Source organism: Mesorhizobium sp. CNPSo 4689 (assembly GCF_057784325.1).
Window position 1 is genome coordinate 329,601 of record NZ_JBWLUZ010000004.1, and the last position, 24,633, is coordinate 354,233.

A 24,633-nucleotide genomic window follows, 5' to 3' on the forward strand; every position below is an offset into this window, starting at 1 on the left:
CTTGGTTCCTACAATTCGCCGTGGCCGACATGGGCGCCGGCCGGTTGGTCGCAAAGCTTCTGGCCGAGCGCCGCGAAGGGCGCGACCTGCCGGATGCGTTCCTCGATGCTTGCTGCCGGGCGGAACAGCTCGCGATCGGCCATGTTGCCGAAAGTGAGCAGCACCGGATCGGTCGTCACGATGACGTGGCGCGGCTGGAATGTCTCACGGTCCTCAAGATCGGCCGGCCTGTTCTCCAGGAAGCTGACCACCTTCTGGCCGCCGCTCCAGACGCAGGTCAGCACGCCCGCATCGACGGAAAAAGGCCATCCGGTCTCGTTTTCGGTGCGGCTGATCGGCTGCAGGCGCACCTCTTCGACCGAGGGAAAATGAAACATCCCCTGCTCGCCGGCGAGCACCAGCGGCATCGCGACAGCCATCTCGGTCATCATCAGTGCGCCACCGCCGCCGCTGCCGCCTCGTCGATCAGCCGGCCGGTGCGGAAGCGCTCGATGGTGAAGGGCGCGTTGATCGGGTGCGGGTCGTCCTTGGCGATGGTGTGGGCAAAGACATGGCCCGAACCCGGAGTCGCCTTGAAGCCGCCCGTACCCCAGCCGCAATTGACATAGAGGCCGGGCACCGGCGTCTTGGCCAAGATCGGCGAGCGGTCCGGCGTCACGTCGACGATGCCGCCCCACGAACGCAGCATCTTCATGCGCGTGAAGATCGGGAACATCTCGCAGATGGCATCGAGCGTGTGCTGCAATATGTGCAGACCGCCGGTCTGCGAATAGGAGACATACTGGTCGGTACCGGCACCGATCACCAACTCGCCCTTGTCGGACTGCGAGATATAGGCGTGCACCGTGTTCGACATGATTACGCACGGCACCACCGGCTTGACCGGCTCCGAGACCAGCGCCTGCAGCGGATAGCTTTCCAGCGGCATGCGCACGCCGGCCATGTTCATGATGACGGAGGAATGACCCGCCGCCACCACGCCGACCTTCTTGGCGCCGATGAAACCGCGCGTCGTGTCAACGCCGGTGACGGCGCCGTTCGCCGCGCGCTTGACGCCGGTGACTTCGCAATTCTGGATGATGTGGACACCGCGCGCCGAAGCGCCGCGCGCATAGCCCCAGGCCACCGCATCGTGGCGCGCCGTGCCGCCGCGCCGCTGCAAGGCGGCGCCCACAACCGGATAGCGCGCCTGCTTGGAGATGTTGAGCGGCGGGCAGAATTCCTTCGCCTGCTCGGGCGTCAGCCATTCATTGTCGATGCCGTTCAACCGGTTGGCGTGGACATGGCGCTTCAGCACCTGGATGTCGTGCACATTGTGCGCGAGCATCATGACGCCGCGCGCCGAATACATGACGTTGTAGTTGAGCTCCTGGCTGAGCCCATCCCACAGCTTCAGCGCATGGTCGTAGATGCCGGCGCTTTCGTCATAGAGGTAGTTGGAGCGGATGATGGTGGTGTTGCGGCCGGTGTTGCCGCCGCCGAGCCAGCCCTTTTCCAGCACCGCGACATTGGTGATGCCGTGCACCGTGGCGAGATAATAGGCGGTGGCCAGGCCATGGCCGCCGGCGCCGACGATGATGACGTCGTATTCCTTCTTCGGCTCAGGCGAAGACCATTGCTCGTCCCAGCCCTTATGGCCGCGCATGGCCTCGCGGGCGATGGCGAATACCGAATATTTCTTCACGTTCCAGCCTCGCGCCAAAGGTCTCGCAGATTGCGGCCGGGCATTCGTTCAGGCTCCGGCGCGCGAGGTGTATCACTAGCGAAACAGCGCTGCCACCCTTGCGCTGTTTGCGACGGCGCTTGCCGTTTTGCGCCGTGGGGAAAAAGACCCATCTGGATGCCTTCGCGGGTATCGGGTGGCTCGCATCGCCTCGACCTGCGATCAAGCATCCCAATTGCCGGCAAGACCGCCGCCATGCAGAAGGATGCAAGAAAATGTTCGCACTCGCCAACAAGGTCGCCATCGTCACCGGCGCCAGTTCCGGCATCGGCCGCGCCACCGCCAAACTCTTTGCCGAGGAAGGCGCCAAGATCATCGTCGCTGCCCGCCGCCAGGCGGAACTTGACGACCTCGTCGCCGAAATCGAGGACGCCGATGGTACGGCGATCGCCCTTGCCGGCGACGTCACCGAAGAAGCCTATGCAAAGGCCCTTGTCGAGCAGGCGGTCGGCAGGTTCGGCGGGCTCGATATCGCTTTCAACAATGTCGGTTCGGTCGGCAAGATGGGTCCGATCTCGGAATTGTCGCTCAACGGATGGAGAGAGACGCTCGACACCAATCTGACCAGCGCTTTCCTTGGGGCGAAATATCAGGTGCCGGCAATGGTCGAACGTGGCGGCGGATCGCTGATTTTCACCAGCACCTTCGTTGGCCACACAGTCGGCATGCCCGGCATGACGAGCTATGCCGCCAGCAAGGCCGGGCTGATCGGATTGACGCAGGTCCTCGCCGCCGAATACGGCCCGAAGGGCGTGCGGGTCAACGCGCTGATGCCGGGCGGCACGGACACGCCTGCAAGCATCACCAACGCGCCGGATGCCGGCCCCGAGGTGCTGGCTTTCGTCGAGGGCCTGCATGCCCTGAAGCGAATGGCGCAGCCCGAGGAGATCGCCCGCTCGGCGCTCTATCTGGCCTCGGACGCGTCGAGCTTCACCACCGGAACCGCGCTGCTTGCCGATGGCGGCGTCTCGATCAACCGGACGTGAAGGGGTTTTCGCGGCGAACAGGCATGTTCGTCGCCGCAACGCAGGTCCCCGGTCTTGCTTTTTCGGCGCGATTTGGCGATTCCGTTTCCCTGTCGAAAACAGGCAGGGACCCATGCTGCTGATCAGAACCTATGTCGCCCAGAGCGCAATCGAAGGCGTCGGCGTGTTCGCCGCCGAGCCGATCCGCAAGGGCGCCTCGATCTGGCGCCTCGATCCGGATTTCGACCGGCTGATCCCGGTAGAGAAATACGAGGCGGCACCCGCGCACCTCAAGGAATTGCTCGACCGCTATGCCTATCCAAGCCCCGACCGTCCGGGCTTCATGGTCTATGAAGTCGACAACGGCCGTTTCATGAACCACGCCGAAAGGCCCAACACGGATTTCTCGCGCTATGGCGGCGCGACCGCGACCCGCGACATAGCCGCCGGTGAGGAGATAACCTGCGACTACGGCGAGTTCTTCGACGGTTTCGAGCAGCTCCATCTGGCCACTGCCTAGGTTGAAAACCCAATCCGACGGCGACCGGCCGCGGTTTGACCGCTCAGCCTCATTTCGGCTGTGGACAGCGCGGCCTGATTCTGCTATCAGCCGCCACAATTCGTGGTGCAACTCGCCGCGGAGGCTCGTGGCTATGGCCGCTTGCCTGTTGATATCAAACCCGAAAGACAGGATTGCCCGTGCAGGTACTCGTTCGCGACAACAATGTTGATCAGGCGCTTCGCGCGCTGAAGAAAAAGATGCAGCGCGAAGGCATTTTCCGCGAAATGAAGATGCGCGGACATTACGAGAAGCCTTCCGAGAAGCGCGCCCGTGAAAAGGCCGAGGCCGTGCGCCGCGCCCGCAAGCTGGCCCGCAAGCGCGCCCAGCGCGAAGGCCTGCTGCCGATGACGCCGCGCCCGGTTGCGGCCGGTGCTGCCGGTGCAGCGCGTCCGCCGCGCTGATACCGCCAATTTTTCGTCCTTTTCGAAGGATATCCAAGGTGGCGCGATGCGGAATCGCCGCCACCTTTTTATTTAGAGTGACGTGCGTCCACCTTGACGCACAAAGTTCGCTCTAGCACTTGCGACAATTTTCGACCCGGTTCGGAGAGGGAACGGACCTGACGGCGCGGCGGGCAGTGAGGACAGAGCAGACATGAACGCAATTTCCGTGGAGCGCAGAACCGCATTGCGCGGCTTCGCCCTGACGGCAGCCCTGCTTTCCGGCTTGGCGCTTGCCGGCTGCCAGACGGCCCCGACCGGCGAATTCAACAACATCGACAAGGCGCAAGGCTCGACCGAGAACATCTCCTCGCTCTCGGCCGTGATCCAGCGCAATCCCCAGGATCCGGAAGCCTACAATGTGCGCGGCTCGGCCTATGGCCGTGGCGGCCAGTATCAGGCGGCGCTGAAGGATTTCGACACCGCCGTCCAGCTCAATCCGAATTTCTACCAGGCCTATTCGAACCGCGCCTTGATCCAGCGCTTCCTCGGCAACCAGGAAGCCGCGCTCGCCGACTACAACCGTTCGATCCAGATCAATTCGAACTATGACGCCGCCTATATCGGCCGCGGCAACCTCTATCGCAAGGCAGGCCGCACCACCGAAGCCTTCAACGATTTCCAGAAGGCGATCCAGCTCGATACGACCGATGCGCGCGCCTATCACAATCGCGGCCTGATCTATCAGAGCCAGGGCCAGCACAAATTCGCCATCGAGGATTTTTCGACCGCCATCTCGCTGGCCCCGGACGCCGCCGAGCCCTACAACGGCCGCGGCCTTTCCTATCTCGCCATGAACGACGAGGACAACGCCTTCTCCGACTTCAACATGGCCATCAAGCTCGACGGCAAGAACGCCGAGGCCTGGGCCAACCAGGCGCTGATCTACGAGCGGCGCGGCGACAAGGTGAGAGCCGCCAAGTCCTACCGCGAGGCGGTCCATCTCGATCCGACCTACCAGCCGGCCAAGGACGGTCTGTCCCGCACCTCAAGCGCCACCGCCAGCTAGCTAGAGCAATTCCAGGAAAAGTGTGCAGCGGTTTTCCGTCCGGAATTGCGTCAAAACAAAAAGATCGTAGCCGTTCAGTCCGACCTTGAGCTCGTACGGGCTCAAGGCAGCGTTTCGCCACGCGTCGCCAACGCCCCGATAACGGCACATTAACTCTTGCCATGTTCGCGCCAAGTTTTCGGCGGAACGCTCCGCGCACCTCGATCGTTAATCGAGGCTTGCGAAGTTTGCGAAAGGGACCTTCCCGATGATCAAGATACTTGTTTGTGCCTCAGCGCTGGCCACCACGGTCCTCGCCTCTCCCGTCAGCGCCGGCGCGCTCCGGCTCGGCACGCTCGATTGCACCATCGACGGCGGCGTCGGCTATGTCATCACGTCAAACAAGGGCGTGTCCTGCACCTTCCGTCCCTATAATCACGGGCCGTCCGAGCAGTACACCGGGATGATCTCGAAGCTCGGCGTCGATATCGGCCAGACGCATCAGGGCCAGTTGGCATGGGCGGTTCTGGCAGCCACCCGCAGCCATGACGAGGGCGACCTCGCCGGCAGCTATTACGGCGTCAATGCCGAGGCCAGCGTCGTGACAGGCGGCGGCGCCAATCTCCTGGTCGGCGGGCTGGACGGCGCCTTCATGCTGGAGCCGCTCAGCGTCCAGGCGCAGACCGGCGTCAATCTGACGGTAGCCGTGGCCTCGCTCCAGCTGATCCACTCGTTTAAATAAGCGCATTTGATCCCTCTACGCGCGGCGCGGAACAGGATACTGTTTCCGCGCCGCATGCTTTTGGGGGATCGCCTTGCACAAAACCATCATCGCCGTCGCCGTGATCGCGGCCGCGCTTACAGGACAGGCTCACGCCCGGGACCAAGGCATCGAACTCGGCACACTGGAATGCGCCATTGGCGGCGGCACCGGCTTCATTTTCGGCTCGAGCAAGGATCTGAGCTGCACCTTCACCCCCGCCGACAAGACCTTCGCGCCGGAAGCCTATTTCGGCGCCGTCAACAAATACGGGCTGGACATCGGCACCACCAAGCAGAGCGTGATGCAGTGGCTGGTGCTGACGCCGCTGAAGAACATCTATGCGCCCGGCGCGCTGGCCGGCGATTACATCGGCGCCAGCGCCGAAGTGACAGCGACGGTCGGCGCCGGCGCCAATCTCCTCGTCGGCGGCTCCTCGCAGGCCTTCACGCTGCAGCCGCTCAGTCTGCAGACGCAGACCGGCATCAACATCGCCATCGGCGTCAGCCAGTTCCAGCTGCGCAGTACCGCGAACTGACCGTCCGCAGCTTGGCTGCGCAAGCGTCTCAAAAACCGCTTGAGCTCAACCGCGGTTGACGTTCTACAAGCGCTTCCCGACGGGCGGCGCATCGTTTTCGACGCATGCTGCGACCCTTTCAATGGCCGGCAAGTCGGGAGAATGATGTGAGCAGTGAAACCAGCAACAGGGTCGATTGGCAGGCGCTGTGGGCGAGCGGCGATCTGGCGCGTTTCTGCTTCATCAACCTCGGCATCCTGCTCTACGCCACCAACGAGACGATGGTGGCGACGGTGATGCCGGCCATGGTCGGCGAACTGGACGGCGTGCAGCTGGTCGGCTGGTCGCTGGCGATCTACGAGCTTGGCGCCATCGTCGCCGGAGCCGCCGCCGGCCGGCTCGTCAGCTATGTTCCGCTGCGCACCAACATGGTGATCGCCGCCTTGCTCTACGCGACGGGCGCCCTGGTCAGCGCCATCGCCCCATCCATGCCCCAGTTTCTCGCCGGCCGGCTGATCGAAGGATTGGGCGGCGGCGCGCTCGTGTCGCTGGCCTTCGTGTCGGTCGAGCGGTTGTTCCCACGCAACATCTGGCCGCAGCTTTTTGGCATCCTGTCGGCGATCTGGGGTATCGCCGCGTTCAGCGGGCCGATGATCGGCGCTATCATGACCGAGCTTTTGTCCTGGCGCTGGGCCGTCGGCATCTTCACCCTGGGCGGGATCGCGCTCGCGCTCGCGAGCCTCATCGTACTCAACACGCCGGAGGCTACCCGCCTGCAGGCAACCGGCGGCACGGCGCCGCCCTTCCCCTATGTCGCGCTCGGTTGCCTCGCCGTCAGCGTCGTGCTGATCGCCATGGCGGGCGTCGACATTGCCCTGCTGCGCTCGTCCCTGCTGCTTGGCTTCGGCCTGATCGGCCTCGCGCTGTTCTTCCGCATCGACGGGCTGAAGCCGCAATCGCGGCTGTTCCCGGCCAAGCTGTTCTCATGGCGCTCGCCGGTCGGCAGCGGCATGACCATGGTCGCCGCCTTTTCGGTGGCCACCATCTCCTTTGGCGTCTACGGACCGCTGCTCCTGACCAGCCTGCAGGACATACCGATCCTGACCACAGGCTATATCATCGCCGCCGAGTCGATCTCCTGGTCTATCCTGTCGATCCTCGTCGCCAACGCACCGCAGGAACGCGAACGGCCGATCATCGTCGTCGGCGCGCTGATGATCGCCTGCGGCATTGCCGGCCTCGCCTATACGATCCCGGTGGGTTCCATTCCGTTGATCCTGCTGTGCGCCCTGCTGCAAGGCGGCGGCTTCGGTGTCGCCTGGCCGTTCCTGACCCGCGTCATCGTCGCCTCGGCCCGGGACGACGAGCAGACCATCGCGTCGGCCGCGGTGCCGACCATGCAGCGCATCGGCTATGCGGTGGGCGCTGCCGTGGCCGGTATCATCGCCAATGCCAGTGGCTTTTCGGAAGGGTTGAACCGTGAGGCGGCGGCCAGTGTCGCCAGCTGGCTGTTCATCGCCTTCGTGCCGCTCGGCATTGTCGGATGCGTGGCGGCCTTGAGGATTGCGGTACCGGAGACGCCTCTGGAGAAGACTGCCGGCTGATCGAGGACCTCAGACCACAACGGTTTTGAGGCGTTCGGCGATCAAGGCGGCGAGCCGTGCCGCCACCTCGTCCTTATCCATCTCAGGCCATTCCTCGACGCCGGTTTTGGAGACGATCCGCACCTTGTTGCGGTCGCCACCCATCACTCCCGAAGGGCCGACGCCGCTTTCATGCGAGACGTCGTTGGCGACGATGAAATCGGCGCCCTTCTTCCGGAGCTTGGCCTCGGCGTTGCTGACGAGGTCCTGCGTCTCGGCGGCGAAGCCGACGACAAGCCCCGGCCGCTGTTTGTGATGGCCGACGCCGGCAAGGATGTCAGGATTTTCGATCATCTGCAGGGCCGGCGGTCCCTCACCCGCCACCTTCTTGATCTTCTCGCCGGCGGCACTGGCGGTGCGCCAATCGGCGACCGCGGCAACGAACACTCCAGCGTCGGCCGGCAAAAGCTGCTCGACCGCCTCCTTCATCTCGGCCGCGGTCTCGACATGCACCGTCGTGACCCCGGCCGGATCGGCGATATTGACCGGTCCGGAGACCAGGCGCACATCGGCGCCGAGCCTTGCCAGCGCCGCCGCAATCGCATGGCCCTGCTTGCCCGACGAGCGGTTGGCGATGTAGCGCACCGGATCGATCGGCTCATGCGTCGGCCCGGAGGTGACGATGATCCTGCGGCCGGCAAGCGGCTTCGGCCTGGTGTCGAGCAACGCCTCGATGGCGGCAACGATCTCCAGCGGCTCGGCCATGCGGCCCTCGCCGGCCTCGTTGCTCTCGGCCATCTCGCCCTTCGCCGGTCCGATCAAGGCAATGCCGTCCTTGCCCAGCGTCGCGCGATTGCGGCGCGTCGCCGGATGCGACCACATTTTTGGGTTCATGGCCGGCGCCATTAACACAGGCTTGTCGGTGGCGAGAAGAACGGTGGACGCCAGATCATTGGCATGGCCGTTGGCGAGCTTCGCCATCAAATCGGCGGTGGCAGGCACCACGACCAAGAGGTCGGCCTCGCGCGACAGGCGGATATGGCCGACATCGTGCTCGTCTTTGCGGTCGAACAAATCGGTGAAGACATGGTCGGCCGAAAGCGCGCCGACCGACAGCGTGGTGATGAATTCCTGCGCCGCTGATGTCATCACCACGCGCACCGCGGCCCCTCGCTCGCGCAGCCGGCGGATCAGGTCGAGCGCCTTGTAGGCGGCGATACCACCGCCGATGATGAGCAGGATGCGCTTGCCGGAGAGGCCGCCGCGCGGCAGGACCTTGCTCGCCGCGGCAGCGACCGGCGCCGCCACGCTGCGTGCGCTCGCCAGTTCGCGCAGCGTCTGTTCGATCTGGTCGATGCGACCGGCCGGACCGAGCTGGCCTTCGACCGCGGCGCGGATCATAACCCGTGCCTGCTCCTCCATCGAGCGGTCGTTCTCCGCCGCCACTTTCCGCAGCAGATCCTTGACCTCGTCATCGAGGTTGCGAATGGTGATGCTGGCCATATGATTGCACTCATCTCGGCTATGCTGCCTGCAATGATAGCAATGCTATCAAATGAGAGCAAGCGGTCGAGGATGAGGCTAGAAAATCCGCCACGAAATATAGAGCAGCGTCAGCGCGATGACCCACAGTGCCAGCCGGCCCGAGCGGGTGTAGCGCGCCTCTGCCTTGCCGATGGCGCGCGCCGTCGTTTCGTCGAAGCGCAGGCCGTGCTCGGCCATCAGGTCGATCTCGCGTGACAGCCGCTCGGTGCGGACGGCAAGGTCTGGCGCCTGGCGGGCCAGCGCCAGCATCGCTCTGGCGCCATCGCGTGCATCGACCAGCAGGCCGCGCGGACCGAGATTGCCGGCGATCCAGTCACCGACCACCGGCTCGGCCGTCTTCCACATGTTGAAGGCCGGGTCGAGCGTGCGGGCGACGCCTTCGACCACCACCATGGTCTTCTGCAACAGGATCAGTTCCGGCCGCGTCGCCATGTCGAACAGCTCGGTGACTTCGAACAAAAGCGTCAGCAGCTTGGCCATCGAGATTGTCTCGGCCGGCTGGCCATGGATCGGCTCGCCGATGGCGCGGATCGCCTGCGCGAAGGCCGAGACATTGTGCTGGCGCGGCACATAGCCGGCCTCGAAATGCACCTCGGCGACGCGCAGATAGTCGCGGGTGATGGAGCCGTAGAGGATTTCGGCGAGGAACCGGCGCTCCTTCTTGCCGAGTCGGCCGGCAATGCCGAGATCGACGGCAACGATGGTGCCGTCGGCCTCGACGAACAGGTTTCCCGGATGCATGTCGGCATGGAAGAAGCCGTCGCGCAACGTATGGCGCAGGAACGACTGGATGAGGTTGGCGGCAATCGCCTTGAGGTCGTGCCCGGCCTCGGCGAGGCCGGCAATGTCGTTCATCTTGACGCCGTCGACCCATTCCATGGTCAGCACGTCGCGGCCGGTGCGCTCCCAGTCGACCGACGGCACGCGGAAGCCCGGATCCTCCTTGGTGTTCTCGCCGAGTTCCGAAAGTGCTGCCGCTTCTAACCTGAGATCCATCTCGATCTTGGTTGTCTGCGCCAGCGTCTCGGTCACCTCGACCGGCCGCAGCCGACGCGACGACGGGATGTATTTCTCCTGCAGGCGGGCGGCGAGGAAATAGCTCTCGAGGTCGTGGAAGAAGCGGCGGCGCACACCCGGCCGGATGACCTTCACCGCCACCCTGGAGGCAACGCCCTCATGGATGGTCTCGGCGCTGTGCACCTGGGCGATCGATGCGGCGGCGACGGCACCGTCGAAGCTGGCGTAGAGTTCACCGATCTTGCGCCCTAGCGAGGCTTCGATGGCGGCGATCGCCTCGGCCTGCGGGAACGTATGCATCTTGTCCTGCAGCAGGGCCAGGTCGAGCGCCATGTCGTTGCCGACGACATCCGGCCGCGTCGCCAGAAACTGGCCGAGCTTGACGTAGGACGGCCCCAGCCGCACCACCGCCTTGGCCAGACGGTCGCCGCGCTTGTAGGCAAGCGAGCGGCGGCGGGTGAACAGCCTGGCCATGCGCCAGCCGAATTTCGGCAGGCCGGAAAGCTCCTCGCCCGGCAAGGCGGCGATGACGCCCTCGCGGACCAGCACCCAGCCGGCCCGTACGAGCCTGAAAGCGGCGCCGACTGTGCTCATCGCTGCACTCGCCTCAAAGCTTCCAGCCCGAATGAAGCGCGGCGATGCCACCGGAATAGTTGCGGAACGTGACGCGGTCGAAGCCCGCGCGGGTGATCATGGAAGCAAAATTCACCTGGTTGGGGAATTTGCGGATCGACTCCACCAGATAGGAATAGGGCTCGCCGTCGCCGGTGACCGCCTGGCCGATCTTCGGGATGGCGTTGAACGACCAGGCTTCGTAGACCTTGTCGAGCAGCGGCATTTCGACTTCGGAAAACTCCAGGCAGAGCAGGCGCCCGCCAGGCTTCAGCACACGAAAGGCCTCAGCCAGCGCCACATCGATGCGCGGCACGTTGCGGATACCGAAAGCGATCGAATAGGCATCGAATGTGGCATTGGCGAAAGGCAGTTCTTCGGCATTGGCTTCGACGAAATCGGTGTTGTCGGACAGGCCCTTTTTCTCGGCCTTGTCGCGGCCGACGGCGAGCATCGAGCCGTTGATGTCGAGCACCGTGGCATGCGCGTTGCCGTGGCTCGCCTCGACGATGCGGAAGGCGATGTCGCCGGTACCGCCGGCAACATCGAGCACCTTCCAGCCAGGCCGTTTCGGCGGATTGAGCCATGTCACCATGGCGTCCTTCCACAGCCGGTGCAGCCCGGCCGACATCAGGTCATTCATCAGGTCGTAGCGGTTCGCCACCTTGTGGAAAACGTCGTTGACCAGCGACTGCTTGTCGTCTGCCCCTACCCGCTTGAAACCATAGGAGGTTTCCATGCCGCCCGCGGCCGTGGTTCTCTCAACTGACATTATTTTGATCCGTCATAAAACCGGCGGGACCATAGCCGATCGATTGTGCGGGCGCTATTGTTTAAGGCGCGGTGTTCGGCCGCGCTTCCAGGTGGTGGGCCTATGTGACCTGGACCGACGTGACGGGATGATTGAATGCCATTGAAAGCGGAACTGCACTGCCACATAGAAGGGGCAGCGGCGCCCGAACTCGTCATCAGCCAGGCGCGCAAATACGGCAAGGACACGTCGCCCTATATCCAGAACGGCTCCTTCGTCTGGCACGATTTCACTTCCTTTCTGGCCGCCTACGATTTCTCGTCCGACCTGTTCCGCACCGAAGAGGACTATGCGCGCCTCGCCGACCACTACCTGACCAGCCTTGCCCGCGACGGCGCCATCTATTCCGAGGTCTTCACTTCACCGGATCACGCCAAAAAGGCCGGCCTGTCGGCCAAGGCATATACGGACGCGCTCGGCGAAGGCATGGCCCGCGCCAAGGCCAAGACCGGCATCGAGGGCCGCATGATCGTCACCGGCGTGCGCCATGTCGGCGTCGAATCGATCGAGCAGGCGGCACGCTTTGCCGCCCGCTGCGGGCATCCGCTGGTGACCGGCTTCGGCGTCGCCGGCGACGAGCGCATGGGAGATTTCGAGGACTATGTCCGCGCCTTCGAGATCGCCCGCGAGGCAGGGCTCGGCATCACCATCCATGCCGGCGAACTGATGGGCTGGGAGAGCGTCAAGGCAGCGCTCGACCACATCCGCCCCTCCCGCATCGGCCACGGCGTGCGCGCCATCGAGAATCCCGACCTTGTCCGCCGCATCGCCGACCAGGGCGTGGTGCTCGAATGCTGCCCGGGCTCGAATATCGCGCTGAAAGTCTTCGACAGTTTCGCCGACCATCCCTTTCCGGCGCTCAAGGCGGCAGGCTGCAAGGTGACGCTCAACTCCGACGACCCGCCCTATTTCTGGACCTCGCTGAAGCGCGAATACGACATCGCCGCCGAGCATTTCGCCTTGAACGACAAGGCGCTCACGGCTGTCACCAGGACGGCAATCGAGGCGGCATTCGTCGACAGGAAGACGAAGACGGCGCTTCTCGCCCGGCTCAACGGCGCTTCACGCTGATCTTTTCACCGGCAAATTTCCGGCAAAAACTGTGGTCGGTGGCGGCCAAGCGGTTCCTTGCCCGCCGCATTGTCGCTAGGGTCTTTCGAATTGCCGGAATTCCAGGAGAGCACCATGCAGGGCGTCACCGTCGTCGACCACCCGCTTGTCCAGCACAAGCTGACCATCATGCGCAAGAAGGAGACCTCGACAGCCGGCTTCCGGCGGCTGTTGCGCGAGATCTCGCTGCTTCTGGGCTACGAGGTGACCCGCAATCTCGAATTGACGACGACCGAGATCGAGACGCCGATCGAGACCATGGAAGCGCCGACGCTCGAGGGCAAGAAGCTGGTCTTCGCCTCGGTGCTGCGCGCCGGCAACGGCCTGCTCGAAGGCCTGCTCGACCTGGTGCCGGCGGCGCGCGTCGCCCATATCGGGCTTTACCGCGACCATGAAACGCTTGAGGCGGTGGAATATTTCTTCAAGGCGCCAAGCGATCTCGCCGACCGGCTGGTGATCGTTGTCGACCCGATGCTGGCGACCGCCAATTCGGCGATCGCGGCGATCGACAAGCTGAAGGGCCGAGGCGCCACCAACATCCGCTTCTTGTGCCTTCTGGCGGCCCCCGAAGGCATCGAGCGCTTCATCAAGGCGCATCCGGACGTCCCGGTCTTCACCGCCTCCATCGATCGCCAGCTCAACGACAAGGGTTATATCATGCCCGGCCTTGGCGATGCCGGCGACCGCATGTACGGGACGAAGTGACGGCGACTTGAGCCTTCCGCCGACAGCTGCCGGGTCGTTTACCTTCCGTTTACGCAAAGGCGCGGTTCCCGCGCGCGTTAAAGCTGAAAACACCATGTCGGCGTAGAAATGGGGCCTTCACGAAGGTCCATTCATGCTGCGCAAGCTTCTCTTCCTTGGCGTCTTTGCCGGAACCTCGGCATCGATCCCGATCGTCTATCAGTCGAACCCTGAGATGCTGGACGGACTGCTGAGATCGGCCGTCGCCTCCAAGCCGGCAGTCGAGACGCAGCCGGACCTCAATCTCGCCTCGGTGCCGGACAAGCAGGTCGCCCCCCTGCCGCTCGGCCGCAAGGTGGTGGTCAACGCCGACGCGCGCGGCCATTTCACTTCGGCCTTCAAGTTCAACGGCCGTCAGGTCGACGGCATGATCGACACCGGCGCCACATTGGTCGCCATCAACACCTCCACGGCGCGCCGGATCGGCATCTCGCTCAATCCGTCGGATTTCATCCATCAGGTCAACACCGCCAACGGCGCCATCAAGGCGGCGGTGGTCACTCTTGACCGTCTGCAGATCGGCAAGATCTCGGTCGATAACATCCAGGCGGTCGTGCTCGACGACAAGGCGCTGCACACCAACCTTATCGGCATGAGCTTTCTGCAGAAGCTGCAGAAATATGAGGTCGAAAACGGCGCGCTGCTGCTTGTCCAGTAGGACAACGACGCCCTATCTGCGCGGCAGGATCCGCCGCATGACGGTCTTTTCCGCCGCCGGCTTCGAAGCGCCGATCGTATAGGCCGCGAGCACGGCGGCCGCAGCCGCTTCCGCATCCGACTCTGAACGGGCATGAACCACCGCCAGCGCCTCGCCGGCCGGCACCTCAGCCCCGATCGGCGCAAGCCTTGTGATGCCGACCGCATGGTCGATCCTGTCGTCGGGCCGGGTGCGCCCGCCACCGAGGCCGACGACGGCAAGCCCGATGTCGCGCGTCGCAATGCCGGTGACAAAACCGTTTTCTGGCGCCGTCACGGCCAGTTCCACCGGTGCCTTGGGCAGATACTTTTCCGGTGTGTCGACGAAATCGGCGGGACCGCCGAGTGCCGCCACCATGCGCTGGAAGGCGGCGGCCGCGCGGCCGCCGGCAAGCGTCTCGGCGGCGCGCCTGATGCCGTCCTGGTTGGACGCAGCCAGGCCGGCCGACTGCAGCATTTCGGCGGCCAGCGCCAGCGTCACATCCTCCAGCCGCTTGTCGCGAAACCGGCCGGTGAGAAAATCGACGGCATTGCGCACCTCGACCGCGTTGCCGGCGGCGGACGCCAGCGGCTCGTTCATGCCGGTGACCAAAGCCGAAGCCTTCAAGCCCGCACCATTGGCGACCTCAACCAGGCTGTTGGCCAGTGCGGTGGCGTCGCGCGACTTCTCCATGAAGGCGCCGTTGCCGACCTTGACGTCGAGCACCAGCGAGCCGAGCCCCGCGGCGAGCTTCTTCGACAGGATCGACGCGGTGATCAGCGGCGCCGATTCCACCGTCCCGGTCACGTCGCGGATCGCATAGAAACGGCGGTCGGCGGGCGCCAAATCGGCGGTCTGGCCGATAATGGCGCAGCCGGTTTCGAGCACGGTCTTGCGGAAGAGCGCCAGATCCGGCTGGCTGATGTAGCCGGGGATGGCATCCATCTTGTCCAGCGTGCCGCCGGTGTGGCCGAGACCCCGGCCGGAGATCATCGGCACATAGGCGCCGCAGGCCGCGACGATCGGCGCCAGCATCAGCGAGACATTGTCGCCGACGCCGCCCGTCGAATGCTTGTCGGTGACCGGACCGGGCAGATCCGACCAGTCGAGCACGTCGCCGGAATCGCGCATGGCAATCGTCAGCGCCACCGCCTCCTCGCGGCTCATGCCGTTGAAGAACACCGCCATGGCGAAGGCGCCGACCTGCCCTTCCGTAACGCTGCCGGCGGTCAGCCCGTCGACGAAGCTTGCGATCTCGGGCGCAGACAGTCTGTGGCCGTCGCGCTTGCGGCGAATGATTTCCTGGGCAAGCATCCGGCCTAGACCTTACTCTCCGGCAGCCCGTCCTGGAACACGCGCCTGAGGATCGTCGCCAGCCGAGCGCCCCCCAGCGGCGCCATGTCCTTGGTTTCCTGGTGCGAAAGCTCCGCCCCGGTCATCCCGGCGGCGAGGTTGGTGATGACCGAGCAGGCGGCGACGCGCAAGCCAAGGAAGCGGGCGAGAATGACTTCCGGCACCGTCGACATGCCGACGGCATTGGCGCCCATGACGCGCGCCATGCGGATTTCGGCCGGCGTTTCGAAACAGGGTCCGGAGAACCACATGTAGACGCCCTCGTGCAGGTCTGTGCCGGTCGCCTTGGCCGCCTTCTCGATCGCCTTGCGCAGACCCGCATCATAGGCCTCGGTGAGGCCGACGAAGCGGCGGTCGCTGGGTTCGCCGATCAGCGGATTGGAACCAGAGAAATTGATGTGGTCGGTGATAAGCATCACCGAGCCTGGCCCCATCTCCGGATCGACCGAGCCGGCGGCGTTGGTGAGGATCAATTGCGTGATGCCGATGCCGGCCAGCACCTCCAGCGCCGGACGCATCGCAGCCGCGTTGCCGTGCTCGTAATAATGGGCGCGGCCGGACAGCATCACCACCGGCGTACCGGCAAAATGCCCTGCCACCACCTCGCCGGCATGGCCGCTGACGCCGCTTCTCGGGAAGCCCGGTAGCTCGGCATAGGAGATGCGCCGGGCGTCCTCGACCTGATCGACGAGGCCGCCAAGACCGGAACCCAACACCAGCGCGACTGTCGGTGCCAGCCCGTCCAGCCTTTCGACGAGATGATCCAGAGCTTTTTCAATCATTTTAGCCAGCTCTTCATTTCAACCAACTCTTCATTTCAACCAAGTCTTCATTTCAAAATATCGCCCTTGAAGCCGTAGGGCAGCATCTCGCCCATCGTCACGGTCTCGACCACGCCGCCATTGTCGCAAAGGTAGAGTTTCGTCTCCGGCCGGCAGAATTCCGCCAGCCTCTGCCGGCAGCCGCCGCAGGGCGAGCATTTCGCCATCCGCTCGGCGATGACCGCGATTTCGGTGATCTCGCCGCCACCGCCCATGATGTAATGACCGAGCGCCGTGGTCTCGGCGCACCAGCCCTCGGGATAGGACGCCACCTCGATGTTGGCGCCGGCAAAAACCCGGCCATCCTCTGTACGCAGCGCCGCGCCCACCGGGAATTTCGAATAGGGTGCATAGGCCTTGGCCATCGCCGCTTTGGCCGCTTCGAACAGATCATGCGACATTCAGGTGTTCTCTCCCACGATCTTGTTCAAAAGCCGGTATTCGTTGGCAGATGCCGATTTCCGCGTCGCGATCGCTCAGCGTTCCTTGACATAGGGCACGCCGCCGGCGCGCGGCGGGATCGCCTTGCCGATGAAGCCGGCAAGCAGGATCACGGTCAGCACATAGGGCAGCGCCTGCATGAACTGCACCGGCACCTTGCCGATCAAAGGCAGCGGCGTGCCTTGCAGGCGGATCGACAGCGCGTCGAGGAAGCCGAACAAAAGGCAGGCAAACATGGCGTTGACCGGCTTCCATTTGGCGAAGATCAGCGCCGCAAGCGCGATATAGCCCTTGCCGGCGGTCATGTCCTTCACGAAGCCGCCATTCTGCACCATCGACAGATAGGCGCCGGCGACGCCGGTCAGGATGCCGGTGCAGATGAGCGCCCGGTAGCGCAGCCAGGCGACAGAGATGCCGGCCGTGTCGACGGCCGCCGGGTTTTCGCCGACGGCGCGCAGCCTGAGCCCAAAGCGGGTGCGGAACAGCACCCACCAGGTGAACGGCACCATCAGAAAGGCGATGTAGACCAGTATGGAGTGGCCGGAGATCAGCTCCGAATAGATTGGCCCGATGATCGGCACGCCCCGCACCGCGTCGACGCCGGGCCAGATGATCGCCTCGAAGCGTTCGCCCGGCGCCAGCGCCGGCGTGCGCCCGCCCTGCTGGAACCAGTGCTGGCCGAGCATGATGGTCGAACCGGCGGCGATGAAATTGATCGCCACGCCGGAGACGATCTGGTTGCCGCGATGGGTGATCGAGGCAAAGCCGTGGATGAGGGCGAAAGCGACCGAGATCAGGATCGCCATGCCGAGGCCGAGAAAGGCAGAGTGGAAGACCGAGGCGGCCGCAGCACCGGCGAAGGCGCCGACCAGCATCTTGCCTTCCAGCCCGATGTCGAAAACACCCGCCCGCTCCGAATAGAGGCCGGCAAGGCAGGCCAGCAGCAGCGGCACCGACAGGCGGATGGTCGAGTCGAGTATCTGCACGATGGCGATGAAGATATCCATCTCAGGCGCCCTTCCCCTTGACCGCTTCGATGCCGACCGCTTTCGGGCTGATCGAAGCGAACAGCGCCTGGATGTAAGGCCGGAACATGTGTTCGAGCGCGCCAGCGAACAGGATGACCAGGCCCTGGATGATGACGATCATGTCGCGGGAAATCGCCGGCATCTCGAAGGCGAGCTCGGCGCCGCCCTGGTAGAGCATGCCGAACAGGATCGCCGCCAGAACGATGCCGACCGGGTGCAGGCGTCCCATCAGCGCCACCGCGATGCCGACGAAACCGGCGCCGGAGACGAAATCGAGCGCGACATTGTGCTGGTCGCCCATCGTCGGGTTGAGCGCCATCATGCCGGCCAGTGCGCCCGAGATCATCATGGCGACGATGACGATGCGGATCTCCGAAATGCCGGCATAGCGTGCCGCCTTCGGGCTGTGGCCGTAGGTGCGCATCTCGTAGCCGAGCTTGGTGCGCCAGATCAGCAGCCAGACCAGATAGGCCATGACCAGCGCCAGCAGGAAGCTGATGTTGAGCGGGGCCGAGCGGATCTTGGCGCCGAACAGTTCGATGACCCAGTTGAGCTTCGGCAGTTGCGCGCCGTCGAGGAAGGTGCGCGTCTGCGGCGCCATCGAAATGGCCGGCTTCAGGAAGCCGACAAGTGCATAGACCATGACGCTGGCGGCGATGAAGTTGAACATGATGGTGGTGATGACGATGTGCGAGCCGCGCTTGGCCTGCAGATAGGCCGGGACCAGCGCCCACAGCGCCCCCATCGCCGCGGATGCAATGATCGCCAGCGGGAAGGTCAGCCACCACGGCAGCACGCTGTCGAAGGCCAGGCAAACGACACCAATGCCGAGCCCTGCAATGTAGCCTTGACCCTCGCCACCGATGTTGAACAGGCCGCAATGCGCCGCAACCGCCACCGAAAGCCCGCTGAAGATGAAGGTGGTGGCGTAGAAAAGCGTGAACGCAATGCCCGTGCCCCTGCCGAAGGCGCCTTCGACCAGGATGACCGCGGCGCGGAACGGATTTTCTCCGACCAGAAGCACCACGAAGCCGGCGACGACGAAGGCGACGAACAGATTGATCACCGGGATCAGGCCGTAGTCGGCCCAGGCTGGCAGCTTGGCGTAAGGCGTGCTCATTCCGCGGCCTCCCGCTGCTCGACACCGGCCATCAGCAGGCCGAGTTCGCCCTCCGTCGCCTCGGGGCCGCGCTCGCCGACGATGCGGCCGGCGAACATCACCAGGATGCGGTCGGAGAGCGAGCGGATCTCATCGAGCTCGACCGACACCACCAGCACAGCCTTGCCCTGGTCGCGCATGGCGATCAGGCGCTTATGGATGAACTCGATGGCGCCGACATCGACGCCGCGCGTCGGCTGGCCGACGATCAGCACGCCCGGATCCTGTTCCATCTCCCGCGCCAGCACGATCTTCTGCTGATTGCCGCCGGAGAAATTGGCGGTCTTGAGCCGGCAGTCCGCCGGGCGGATGTCGTATTTGGTGATCTTGTCCTTGGCATCGTTGCGGATGGCGTCGATGTCGAGCAGCGGCCCCTTCAGGTAGCGAGGGTCGTCGTGATAGCCGAGGATCGAATTCTCGTTCTCCTCGAAGGCCAATACCAGGCCGACATGATGGCGGTCCTCCGGCACATGGGCGAGGCCGCGGTCGCGCAGCTCGCCCGGATCTGCCTTGCCGGTAAGGTCGATCGGCTTGCCGTCGAGCATGACCGAGCCGGAGACGGCGTGCCTGATGCCGGATATCGCCTCGAGCAGTTCGGACTGGCCGTTGCCGGCGACACCCGCGATGCCGACGATCTCGCCGGCGCGCAGGTCGAAGGAAACGTCGTCGACCATGGTGACGCCGCGGGAATCCTTCACCGTCAGGTTCTTGACCGCGAGCTTGACGCCACCGGCTTCCGCCTCGCCTTTCTCGACCCTCAGCAGCACACGCCGCCCGACCATCAGCTCGGCCAGTTCCTCGACCGTCGTCTTCTTGGTTTCCCTGGTTGCCACCATTGTACCCTGGCGCATCACCGAGACCGTGTCGGTGATGGCCATGATCTCACGCAATTTGTGGGTGATCAGCACCACCGTTTTTCCCTGTTCCTTCAATTGCTTGAGGATGCGGAACAGGTGGTCGGCCTCGGCCGGCGTCAACACGCCCGTCGGCTCGTCTAGGATCAGGATCTCGGCGCCGCGATAGAGCGCCTTGAGGATCTCGACGCGCTGCTGCAGGCCGACCGGCAATTCCTCGATGATCGCGTCGGGATCGACCTCGAGCCCGTATTCGCGCTCGAGCCGCTCCAGCTCGGAACGCGCCTTGGCAATGCTCTTCTTCAACAGCGCGTCGCTTTCAGCACCGAGAATGACATTTTCCAGCACCGAGAAATTATCGACCAGCATGAAGTGCTGGTGCACCATGCCGATGCCCAGCGCGATCGCGTCATTGGGCGTCTTGATCGATGCCGGCTGGCCGCCGACGCGGATCTCGCCGCTGTCGGCCTGGTAGAAACCATAGAGGATCGACATCAGCGTCGACTTGCCGGCGCCGTTCTCGCCGACGATGCCGTGGATGGTGCCGCGAACGATTTCCAGATTGATGTCGCGATTGGCGCGCACGGCGCCAAAACTCTTGTTGATGCCGATCAGCTCGATTGCGGCTTGCGCCATGTCCCACTCTTATTTTTATCGCTTGGTCAAAACGCCTAGCATGACACCCCGCCCGTGCCAATTGGCGGAGTGCTGTCCACTCTCGACAAATCCCCGCGCGCTTGTCAATTTCGAACGTGCCCGAGACCTTCACATTCGCTAATATGGACACGCGGCCTGGGAGCCGCGCAACGGACCGGGGTTTTGAATGATCATGCCTGCCGACCGGCTGACGACGCTGGAAATCCGCGCCGCCGAGCAGGAAAAGACGATCGAGGAACTGTCCGGCCAGATCGCCGAGCAGTGGAAGGTGATCGAGCGCATGCAGCGCAAGCTCGACGCGCTGACCGACCGGTTCCTGGCATTGGAGGAGCAGTCCGCGCCCGACGTGCCGGTGACCAAGCCGCCGCACTGGTGAGGGAGGAGCAAGTGTCATGGCCAGTGAAAGCGACCGCATTGCCCGCGCCGGCGATTATGTGCTTGGCCTGATGAACGACAGGGACCGCCAACGCGCCGAGCGCGACCTGGAGATCGACCCTGCTTTTCGCGACACGGTGCTGCGGCTCGCCGAACGGATGCGCGTCTTCGACGACGCGGCACCAGTGGACGGAGCGTCCGACAATCGCTGGAAACTGGTCTCGCAGCGCATCGCTGACCTGCCGCAGATGCGGCTGGCCGCCCTTGGCGAGGCTGAAGCCAAGCCGCCCGTCGTGATCCACAGACTGGAGCGCCCAGCCTATGGCGTTGGCGTGCATTCCCGCGGCCGGCGGCGCGGAACCGTCATCGCCATTGCCTTGGCCACAGCCTTCGCGCTCGGCTATCTGGCCGGACAGCTATAGGCGGAGCTTGCGCGACATCAACTGCATCGGCCCGCTGTCCTGTTCGAACGTCTCGACCGCAGCCCAGCCAAGCCTGGCGTAGAAATCGCGCGCTTCCCAGGTGTAGAGATAGAGCACATCGACGCCGAGCGACGCGGCACGCGCCTCGACCGCGCCGACCAGCGCCGTGCCGATCCCGCGGCCGCGATGCCCGGCATCGACGACAAGCCCGGCAAGCCAGGGCGTCAATTCATGCGCCGGTTCCAGTTCGTTGCGGACCAGCAGACAGGTCCCGATCGCGACATCACCCTCACGAGCCACGAAAGCGGCTTGGAAGCTGTCTCCTGCCGAAAGCCTGTTGAGGTCGGCGATGTCTTCCCCGAGCATCCTTCCCGTCCCCTCGAAGAAGGCGGCAAGGCGCATCCGTGCAAGAACCTCAACATAGCGAGCTTCCATGAGTTCGATTATCGGCCGCATCGTCTCTCCCGTGGCTGACGCTGCTCGGTCGACCAGTCCAGTCAAAACAAAACCGCCGGGACGATGCCCGGCGGTTTGCAAACTGAGATTGGCCGATCAATACGGGCAGGCGTTATCCGACATGTAGTCGTGCACCTTGACGGTGCCGGCGATGATGTCGGCCTTTGCCTTCTCGACGGCCGTCTTCATCGCGTCGTCGACAAGCGCCTTGTTGTTGTCGTCCATGGCGTAGTCGACGCCGCCTTCCTTGAGGCCGAGGTCGTTGATGCCGCCGGTGAACTTGTCGTTCTTGGCGTCCATGAAGGTGTTGTAGACGGCGACGTCGACGCGCTTGACCATCGAGGTCAGCACCTTGCCGGGCTGCAGGCCGTTCTGGTTGGAATCGACGCCGATGCCGAGCTTGCCGGAATCGGCCGCTGCCTGCAGCACGCCGACGCCGGTGCCGCCGGCCGCGGCGTAGATCACGTCCGCGCCCTGGTCGATCTGCGTCTTGGCGATCTCGCCGCCCTTGGCCGGATCGTTCCAGGCGGCGGGCGTGTCACCCGTCATGTTCTGGATGACGTCGGTCGCCCCTGCCGACTTGGCGCCGCCGACATAGCCGCAGCCGAACTTGCGGATCAGCGGAATGTCCATGCCGCCGATGAAGCCGACCTTCTTGGACTTCGAGGCCATCGCCGCCATCACGCCGACCAGGTAGGAGCCTTCCTGCTCCTTGTAGACGACGGAGCGGACATTGGGCTTGTCGACGACCATGTCGATGATGGCGAACTTGGTGTCGGGGAATTCGGTGGCGATCTTGTCCAGCGCGTCAGCCCAGGAGAAGCCCGCCATGACGATCGGATTGCGGCCGTCCTCGGCGAAGCGGCGCAACGCCTGCTCGCGCTGGGTGGCGTTGGAGACCTCGAATTCGACATAGGCAATGCCGGTCTCGGTCTTGAATTTTTCAGCGCCGTTGTAGGACGCCTCGTTGAAGGATTTGTCGAACTTGCCGCCAAGATCATAGAGAATGGCTGGCTGGATATCGGCGGCGAAGGCCGGAAGAACCATTACGGTTGCGGCCAGGAGGCCGAGAACGATACGTTTCATGTGATCCACACCCTGTCGGTTATTTTTCCGTTGTACACCGCGTCCTGCCCGGTTCTCCGGCAGGCACGCGACGTCAGGCAGGAGTGTACTCCCCTCCCGCTCCGGGCCAATCTGGCACGGCCCGAAACAAAATTCACGCGGAATTTTGACCTTTTGGAAAAGCATGCCGCGGGCGGGCTGCGGCGTGCCTCATTCCGTTCTTGGAGGTCCTGGGCAGAGATGGTGGCCGGCACGACGCAGTCGATGCCCCGCGCCCTTGAGGCCGCATCAACCGCAAGGATTCTTGCCCAGATGTTGCCGGTGGTCTGCTTCGGTCAGGTCGCGGCGAATTCATTGCGCCGCTGCCGCCGGTAGCCGACGGCATAGAGCAGGAAGGCCAGCACCGCGAACACGGCAAAGCCGGGCTGGCCGAGCACAAAGGCGATGGCGCCGTCCCACAGCAGCGGGCTGGCCTTGTCGCGCACGTAGATTTCGAAGGCAGCGCGGGTGTCGGGGGAGACCGCCAGCCAGCTTGCGTTGAGCGGCGTCATGACAAGCGCCGAGGCCGCCACCGAGCGCGTCGCATCGACCACCGCCATGATGACGGAAATCGAAAGCGCGACCATCGCCGCGAGACGAAAGATGAAACGGAACATCCAGACTTCCTCCCCAGGATTTCCCTGGCCCCTTGGGCCCGGTTACGTCCTTCCCGTCAGAGAGATAGAACGCGCCTGCCCGGACGGCAATCGCGACACGCGAATTTGAAATTACGCGACCGGCCTGGCCCTTCGCCGGTTCACACGCCAGACGGCAAACAGCCCGCCGGCGATGGCGCCGACAACCAGCCCGGCCAGGCCGATGAAAACGGCGAAATAGCCGCAGGCGCCTTCGAAGCAGCTCATGTCGGTGATTTCGGCGATCAGCGAGCCGGCGGCAAATCCGACGCCGGCGCCGAGCACAGCGCCGAGGAGGATGCCGAGCAAAGCGGCAACGACCGAAACCAGAACCGACGGGCTTTCGGTTTCCGGCTTGGCATAGACCGTCTCGGAGCCCGAGCCGCGGCGCAAAAGATAGATGCAGAGCACGCCGATGGCGATTTCGCCCAGGCTGAAGACAAGCCCTTGCGCTGAAAAGCCGAAATCCGGCGCGAGCAGCACATAGGCCAGCCTCGCCGCCAGCCAAACGATGGTGGCGACTTGCCAGATGATGAAATGACGCGGAAAGCGCGCCGAGCGGTTGAAGGCAAGGCCGAGCAGATAGAGACCCCATAGAATGGTCACGATACCGCCGGCGAGACCGCTGTAGACGAAGTAGGCGACGCTGTCCGGCAGGTCGTGGCCGCCGATCACCCGCCATGACGAGACCAGGCCATAGGCCGAAAGCGCCATTGTGATGCAAAGCCACGCCACCGGCACGTAGGACAGGCCGCTGTCCGGCCGCCTGGCCGGCTCCTGGTTGATGGACGTCATGTGCCGACAATGCCCCCGCAAAGCCTCGTATCCACTCGACAGGGGACGGCTGGCGAAGTCAAGCAACGACAGGCTGTGCCGCACTGCCTGTGCACATCATTCGCCCGCCGCCGTGCCGAAAAGCACCGCGCCGGCGGCATCGCCGACGATCCGTGCGCGGCAAAGCCGGCGAAGCGCCATTATGGCTTGGCATTCGCCGCGGGATCGACTAGATGAGCCCCGCGCCTGTTGCTTCGACGGCTTCAGGTGCGGGGAAGGGTTGCCCGCGGTTGACGGCGCCCACGACGCGGAGGTTCCGCCCCCAAGGGAATGCATGTCCCCAACCCGCGCGGCAAGACCGGCCGGCGCGCCATGCAAGGACGGAGAGGTGGCCGAGTGGTTGAAGGCGCACGCCTGGAAAGTGTGTTTACGGGAGACCGTAACGCGGGTTCGAATCCCGCTCTCTCCGCCATTCAATATTCCTAATAGTCTTTTTATTTC

The 24,633-nt window shown here is 64.3% G+C and carries 27 protein-coding genes and 1 tRNA gene; 13 read left to right on the top strand and 15 right to left on the bottom strand.

From position 1 onward, the window contains the following. Positions 1 to 8 precede the first annotated feature (8 nt). On the bottom strand, positions 9 to 431 hold the full coding sequence (locus AC04SI_RS09185; RefSeq protein ID WP_488474143.1) for a hypothetical protein: 423 nt from the start codon (positions 429 to 431) through the stop codon (positions 9 to 11). Next, on the bottom strand, positions 431 to 1,684 hold the full coding sequence (locus AC04SI_RS09190) for a sarcosine oxidase subunit beta (protein ID WP_404276392.1): 1,254 nt from the start codon (positions 1,682 to 1,684) through the stop codon (positions 431 to 433). The genes AC04SI_RS09185 and AC04SI_RS09190 overlap by 1 nt, the downstream gene beginning before the upstream one ends. 254 nt (positions 1,685 to 1,938) lie before the next feature. Between AC04SI_RS09190 and AC04SI_RS09195 the strand changes: the two genes are divergently transcribed. From AC04SI_RS09195 to AC04SI_RS09225, 7 genes are all read left to right on the top strand, one after another. Then, positions 1,939 to 2,709: an SDR family oxidoreductase gene (locus tag AC04SI_RS09195; RefSeq protein WP_404276394.1), complete on the top strand. Its 771-nt coding sequence runs from the start codon at positions 1,939 to 1,941 to the stop codon at positions 2,707 to 2,709. 112 nt (positions 2,710 to 2,821) lie between these two features. Continuing rightward, positions 2,822 to 3,208 carry an SET domain-containing protein gene (locus AC04SI_RS09200; protein WP_404276396.1) on the top strand — a complete coding sequence of 129 codons (387 nt, stop codon included), beginning with the start codon at positions 2,822 to 2,824 and terminating at the stop codon, positions 3,206 to 3,208. Between the two features lie 179 nt (positions 3,209 to 3,387). Then, complete coding sequence (rpsU, locus tag AC04SI_RS09205) at positions 3,388 to 3,651, top strand: 30S ribosomal protein S21 (protein ID WP_008874389.1); 264 nt, start codon at positions 3,388 to 3,390, stop codon at positions 3,649 to 3,651. 193 nt (positions 3,652 to 3,844) lie between these two features. After that, on the top strand, positions 3,845 to 4,699 hold the full coding sequence (locus AC04SI_RS09210; protein WP_404276398.1) for a tetratricopeptide repeat protein: 855 nt from the start codon (positions 3,845 to 3,847) through the stop codon (positions 4,697 to 4,699). 247 nt (positions 4,700 to 4,946) lie between these two features. After that, a complete protein-coding gene (locus tag AC04SI_RS09215; protein WP_404276400.1) occupies positions 4,947 to 5,420 on the top strand; it encodes a DUF992 domain-containing protein in 474 nt (157 codons plus the stop codon). A gap of 73 nt (positions 5,421 to 5,493) precedes the next feature. Beyond that, entirely contained in the window at positions 5,494 to 5,976 is a 483-nt protein-coding gene (locus tag AC04SI_RS09220; protein ID WP_404276402.1) for a DUF992 domain-containing protein, read from the top strand. Between the two features lie 146 nt (positions 5,977 to 6,122). Beyond that, positions 6,123 to 7,559 (top strand): MFS transporter, encoded by a 1,437-nt coding sequence (locus AC04SI_RS09225; RefSeq protein WP_488474144.1) that lies wholly within the window; start codon positions 6,123 to 6,125, stop codon positions 7,557 to 7,559. A 9-nt stretch (positions 7,560 to 7,568) separates the two neighbouring features. On the opposite strand, the gene coaBC is transcribed toward AC04SI_RS09225, so the two are convergent. From coaBC to ubiE, 3 genes are all read right to left on the bottom strand, one after another. Continuing rightward, complete coding sequence (coaBC, locus tag AC04SI_RS09230) at positions 7,569 to 9,041, bottom strand: bifunctional phosphopantothenoylcysteine decarboxylase/phosphopantothenate--cysteine ligase CoaBC (protein ID WP_404276404.1); 1,473 nt, start codon at positions 9,039 to 9,041, stop codon at positions 7,569 to 7,571. A gap of 78 nt (positions 9,042 to 9,119) precedes the next feature. Beyond that, on the bottom strand, positions 9,120 to 10,694 hold the full coding sequence (gene ubiB, locus AC04SI_RS09235) for a 2-polyprenylphenol 6-hydroxylase (protein ID WP_488474145.1): 1,575 nt from the start codon (positions 10,692 to 10,694) through the stop codon (positions 9,120 to 9,122). A gap of 13 nt (positions 10,695 to 10,707) precedes the next feature. After that, entirely contained in the window at positions 10,708 to 11,484 is a 777-nt protein-coding gene (gene ubiE, locus AC04SI_RS09240) for a bifunctional demethylmenaquinone methyltransferase/2-methoxy-6-polyprenyl-1,4-benzoquinol methylase UbiE (protein ID WP_488474146.1), read from the bottom strand. 135 nt (positions 11,485 to 11,619) lie between these two features. On the opposite strand from ubiE, the gene AC04SI_RS09245 reads away from it, so the two are divergent. The 3 genes from AC04SI_RS09245 to AC04SI_RS09255 all read left to right on the top strand — a co-directional run bounded on the left by AC04SI_RS09245 (position 11,620) and on the right by AC04SI_RS09255 (position 14,035). Continuing rightward, positions 11,620 to 12,594: an adenosine deaminase gene (locus AC04SI_RS09245; RefSeq protein ID WP_404276410.1), complete on the top strand. Its 975-nt coding sequence runs from the start codon at positions 11,620 to 11,622 to the stop codon at positions 12,592 to 12,594. Positions 12,595 to 12,708: 114 nt separating this feature from the next. Further along, entirely contained in the window at positions 12,709 to 13,338 is a 630-nt protein-coding gene (gene upp, locus AC04SI_RS09250) for a uracil phosphoribosyltransferase (protein ID WP_006203161.1), read from the top strand. Between the two features lie 133 nt (positions 13,339 to 13,471). Then, complete coding sequence (locus AC04SI_RS09255; RefSeq protein WP_404276412.1) at positions 13,472 to 14,035, top strand: TIGR02281 family clan AA aspartic protease; 564 nt, start codon at positions 13,472 to 13,474, stop codon at positions 14,033 to 14,035. 12 nt (positions 14,036 to 14,047) lie between these two features. Here the strand turns inward: AC04SI_RS09255 and deoA are convergent, their stop codons facing one another. From deoA to AC04SI_RS09285, 6 genes are all read right to left on the bottom strand, one after another. Next, positions 14,048 to 15,367, bottom strand: a complete 1,320-nt coding sequence (gene deoA / locus AC04SI_RS09260; RefSeq protein ID WP_404276414.1) for a thymidine phosphorylase — start codon at positions 15,365 to 15,367, stop codon at positions 14,048 to 14,050. A gap of 5 nt (positions 15,368 to 15,372) precedes the next feature. Next, on the bottom strand, positions 15,373 to 16,188 hold the full coding sequence (locus AC04SI_RS09265; protein WP_404276416.1) for a purine-nucleoside phosphorylase: 816 nt from the start codon (positions 16,186 to 16,188) through the stop codon (positions 15,373 to 15,375). A 47-nt stretch (positions 16,189 to 16,235) separates the two neighbouring features. Next, positions 16,236 to 16,628, bottom strand: coding sequence for a cytidine deaminase (gene cdd, locus AC04SI_RS09270; RefSeq protein ID WP_404276418.1), 393 nt, complete (start codon positions 16,626 to 16,628; stop codon positions 16,236 to 16,238). 75 nt (positions 16,629 to 16,703) lie between these two features. After that, complete coding sequence (locus AC04SI_RS09275) at positions 16,704 to 17,675, bottom strand: ABC transporter permease (RefSeq protein ID WP_404276420.1); 972 nt, start codon at positions 17,673 to 17,675, stop codon at positions 16,704 to 16,706. Between the two features lies 1 nt (position 17,676). After that, positions 17,677 to 18,816, bottom strand: coding sequence for an ABC transporter permease (locus AC04SI_RS09280; protein ID WP_488474147.1), 1,140 nt, complete (start codon positions 18,814 to 18,816; stop codon positions 17,677 to 17,679). Beyond that, a complete protein-coding gene (locus AC04SI_RS09285) occupies positions 18,813 to 20,345 on the bottom strand; it encodes an ABC transporter ATP-binding protein (protein WP_404276424.1) in 1,533 nt (510 codons plus the stop codon). The genes AC04SI_RS09280 and AC04SI_RS09285 overlap by 4 nt, the downstream gene beginning before the upstream one ends. A 190-nt stretch (positions 20,346 to 20,535) precedes the next feature. Between AC04SI_RS09285 and AC04SI_RS09290 the strand changes: the two genes are divergently transcribed. Beyond that, positions 20,536 to 20,742, top strand: a complete 207-nt coding sequence (locus AC04SI_RS09290; RefSeq protein WP_193364566.1) for a SlyX family protein — start codon at positions 20,536 to 20,538, stop codon at positions 20,740 to 20,742. Between the two features lie 16 nt (positions 20,743 to 20,758). Further along, entirely contained in the window at positions 20,759 to 21,163 is a 405-nt protein-coding gene (locus AC04SI_RS09295; protein WP_404276426.1) for a hypothetical protein, read from the top strand. On the opposite strand, the gene AC04SI_RS09300 is transcribed toward AC04SI_RS09295, so the two are convergent. The 4 genes from AC04SI_RS09300 to AC04SI_RS09315 all read right to left on the bottom strand — a co-directional run bounded on the left by AC04SI_RS09300 (position 21,158) and on the right by AC04SI_RS09315 (position 24,153). Continuing rightward, complete coding sequence (locus AC04SI_RS09300) at positions 21,158 to 21,619, bottom strand: GNAT family N-acetyltransferase (RefSeq protein WP_404276428.1); 462 nt, start codon at positions 21,617 to 21,619, stop codon at positions 21,158 to 21,160. The genes AC04SI_RS09295 and AC04SI_RS09300 overlap by 6 nt on opposite strands. Positions 21,620 to 21,715: 96 nt before the next feature. Next, positions 21,716 to 22,705, bottom strand: a complete 990-nt coding sequence (locus tag AC04SI_RS09305) for a BMP family lipoprotein (protein WP_192177750.1) — start codon at positions 22,703 to 22,705, stop codon at positions 21,716 to 21,718. Positions 22,706 to 23,019: 314 nt separating this feature from the next. Then, a complete protein-coding gene (locus tag AC04SI_RS09310; protein ID WP_404276430.1) occupies positions 23,020 to 23,340 on the bottom strand; it encodes a hypothetical protein in 321 nt (106 codons plus the stop codon). A gap of 111 nt (positions 23,341 to 23,451) precedes the next feature. Continuing rightward, positions 23,452 to 24,153: a hypothetical protein gene (locus tag AC04SI_RS09315; RefSeq protein ID WP_488474148.1), complete on the bottom strand. Its 702-nt coding sequence runs from the start codon at positions 24,151 to 24,153 to the stop codon at positions 23,452 to 23,454. Positions 24,154 to 24,514: 361 nt separating this feature from the next. On the opposite strand from AC04SI_RS09315, the gene AC04SI_RS09320 reads away from it, so the two are divergent. Next, positions 24,515 to 24,604: transfer RNA gene (locus AC04SI_RS09320), tRNA-Ser, on the top strand. Positions 24,605 to 24,633: the final 29 nt, after the last annotated feature.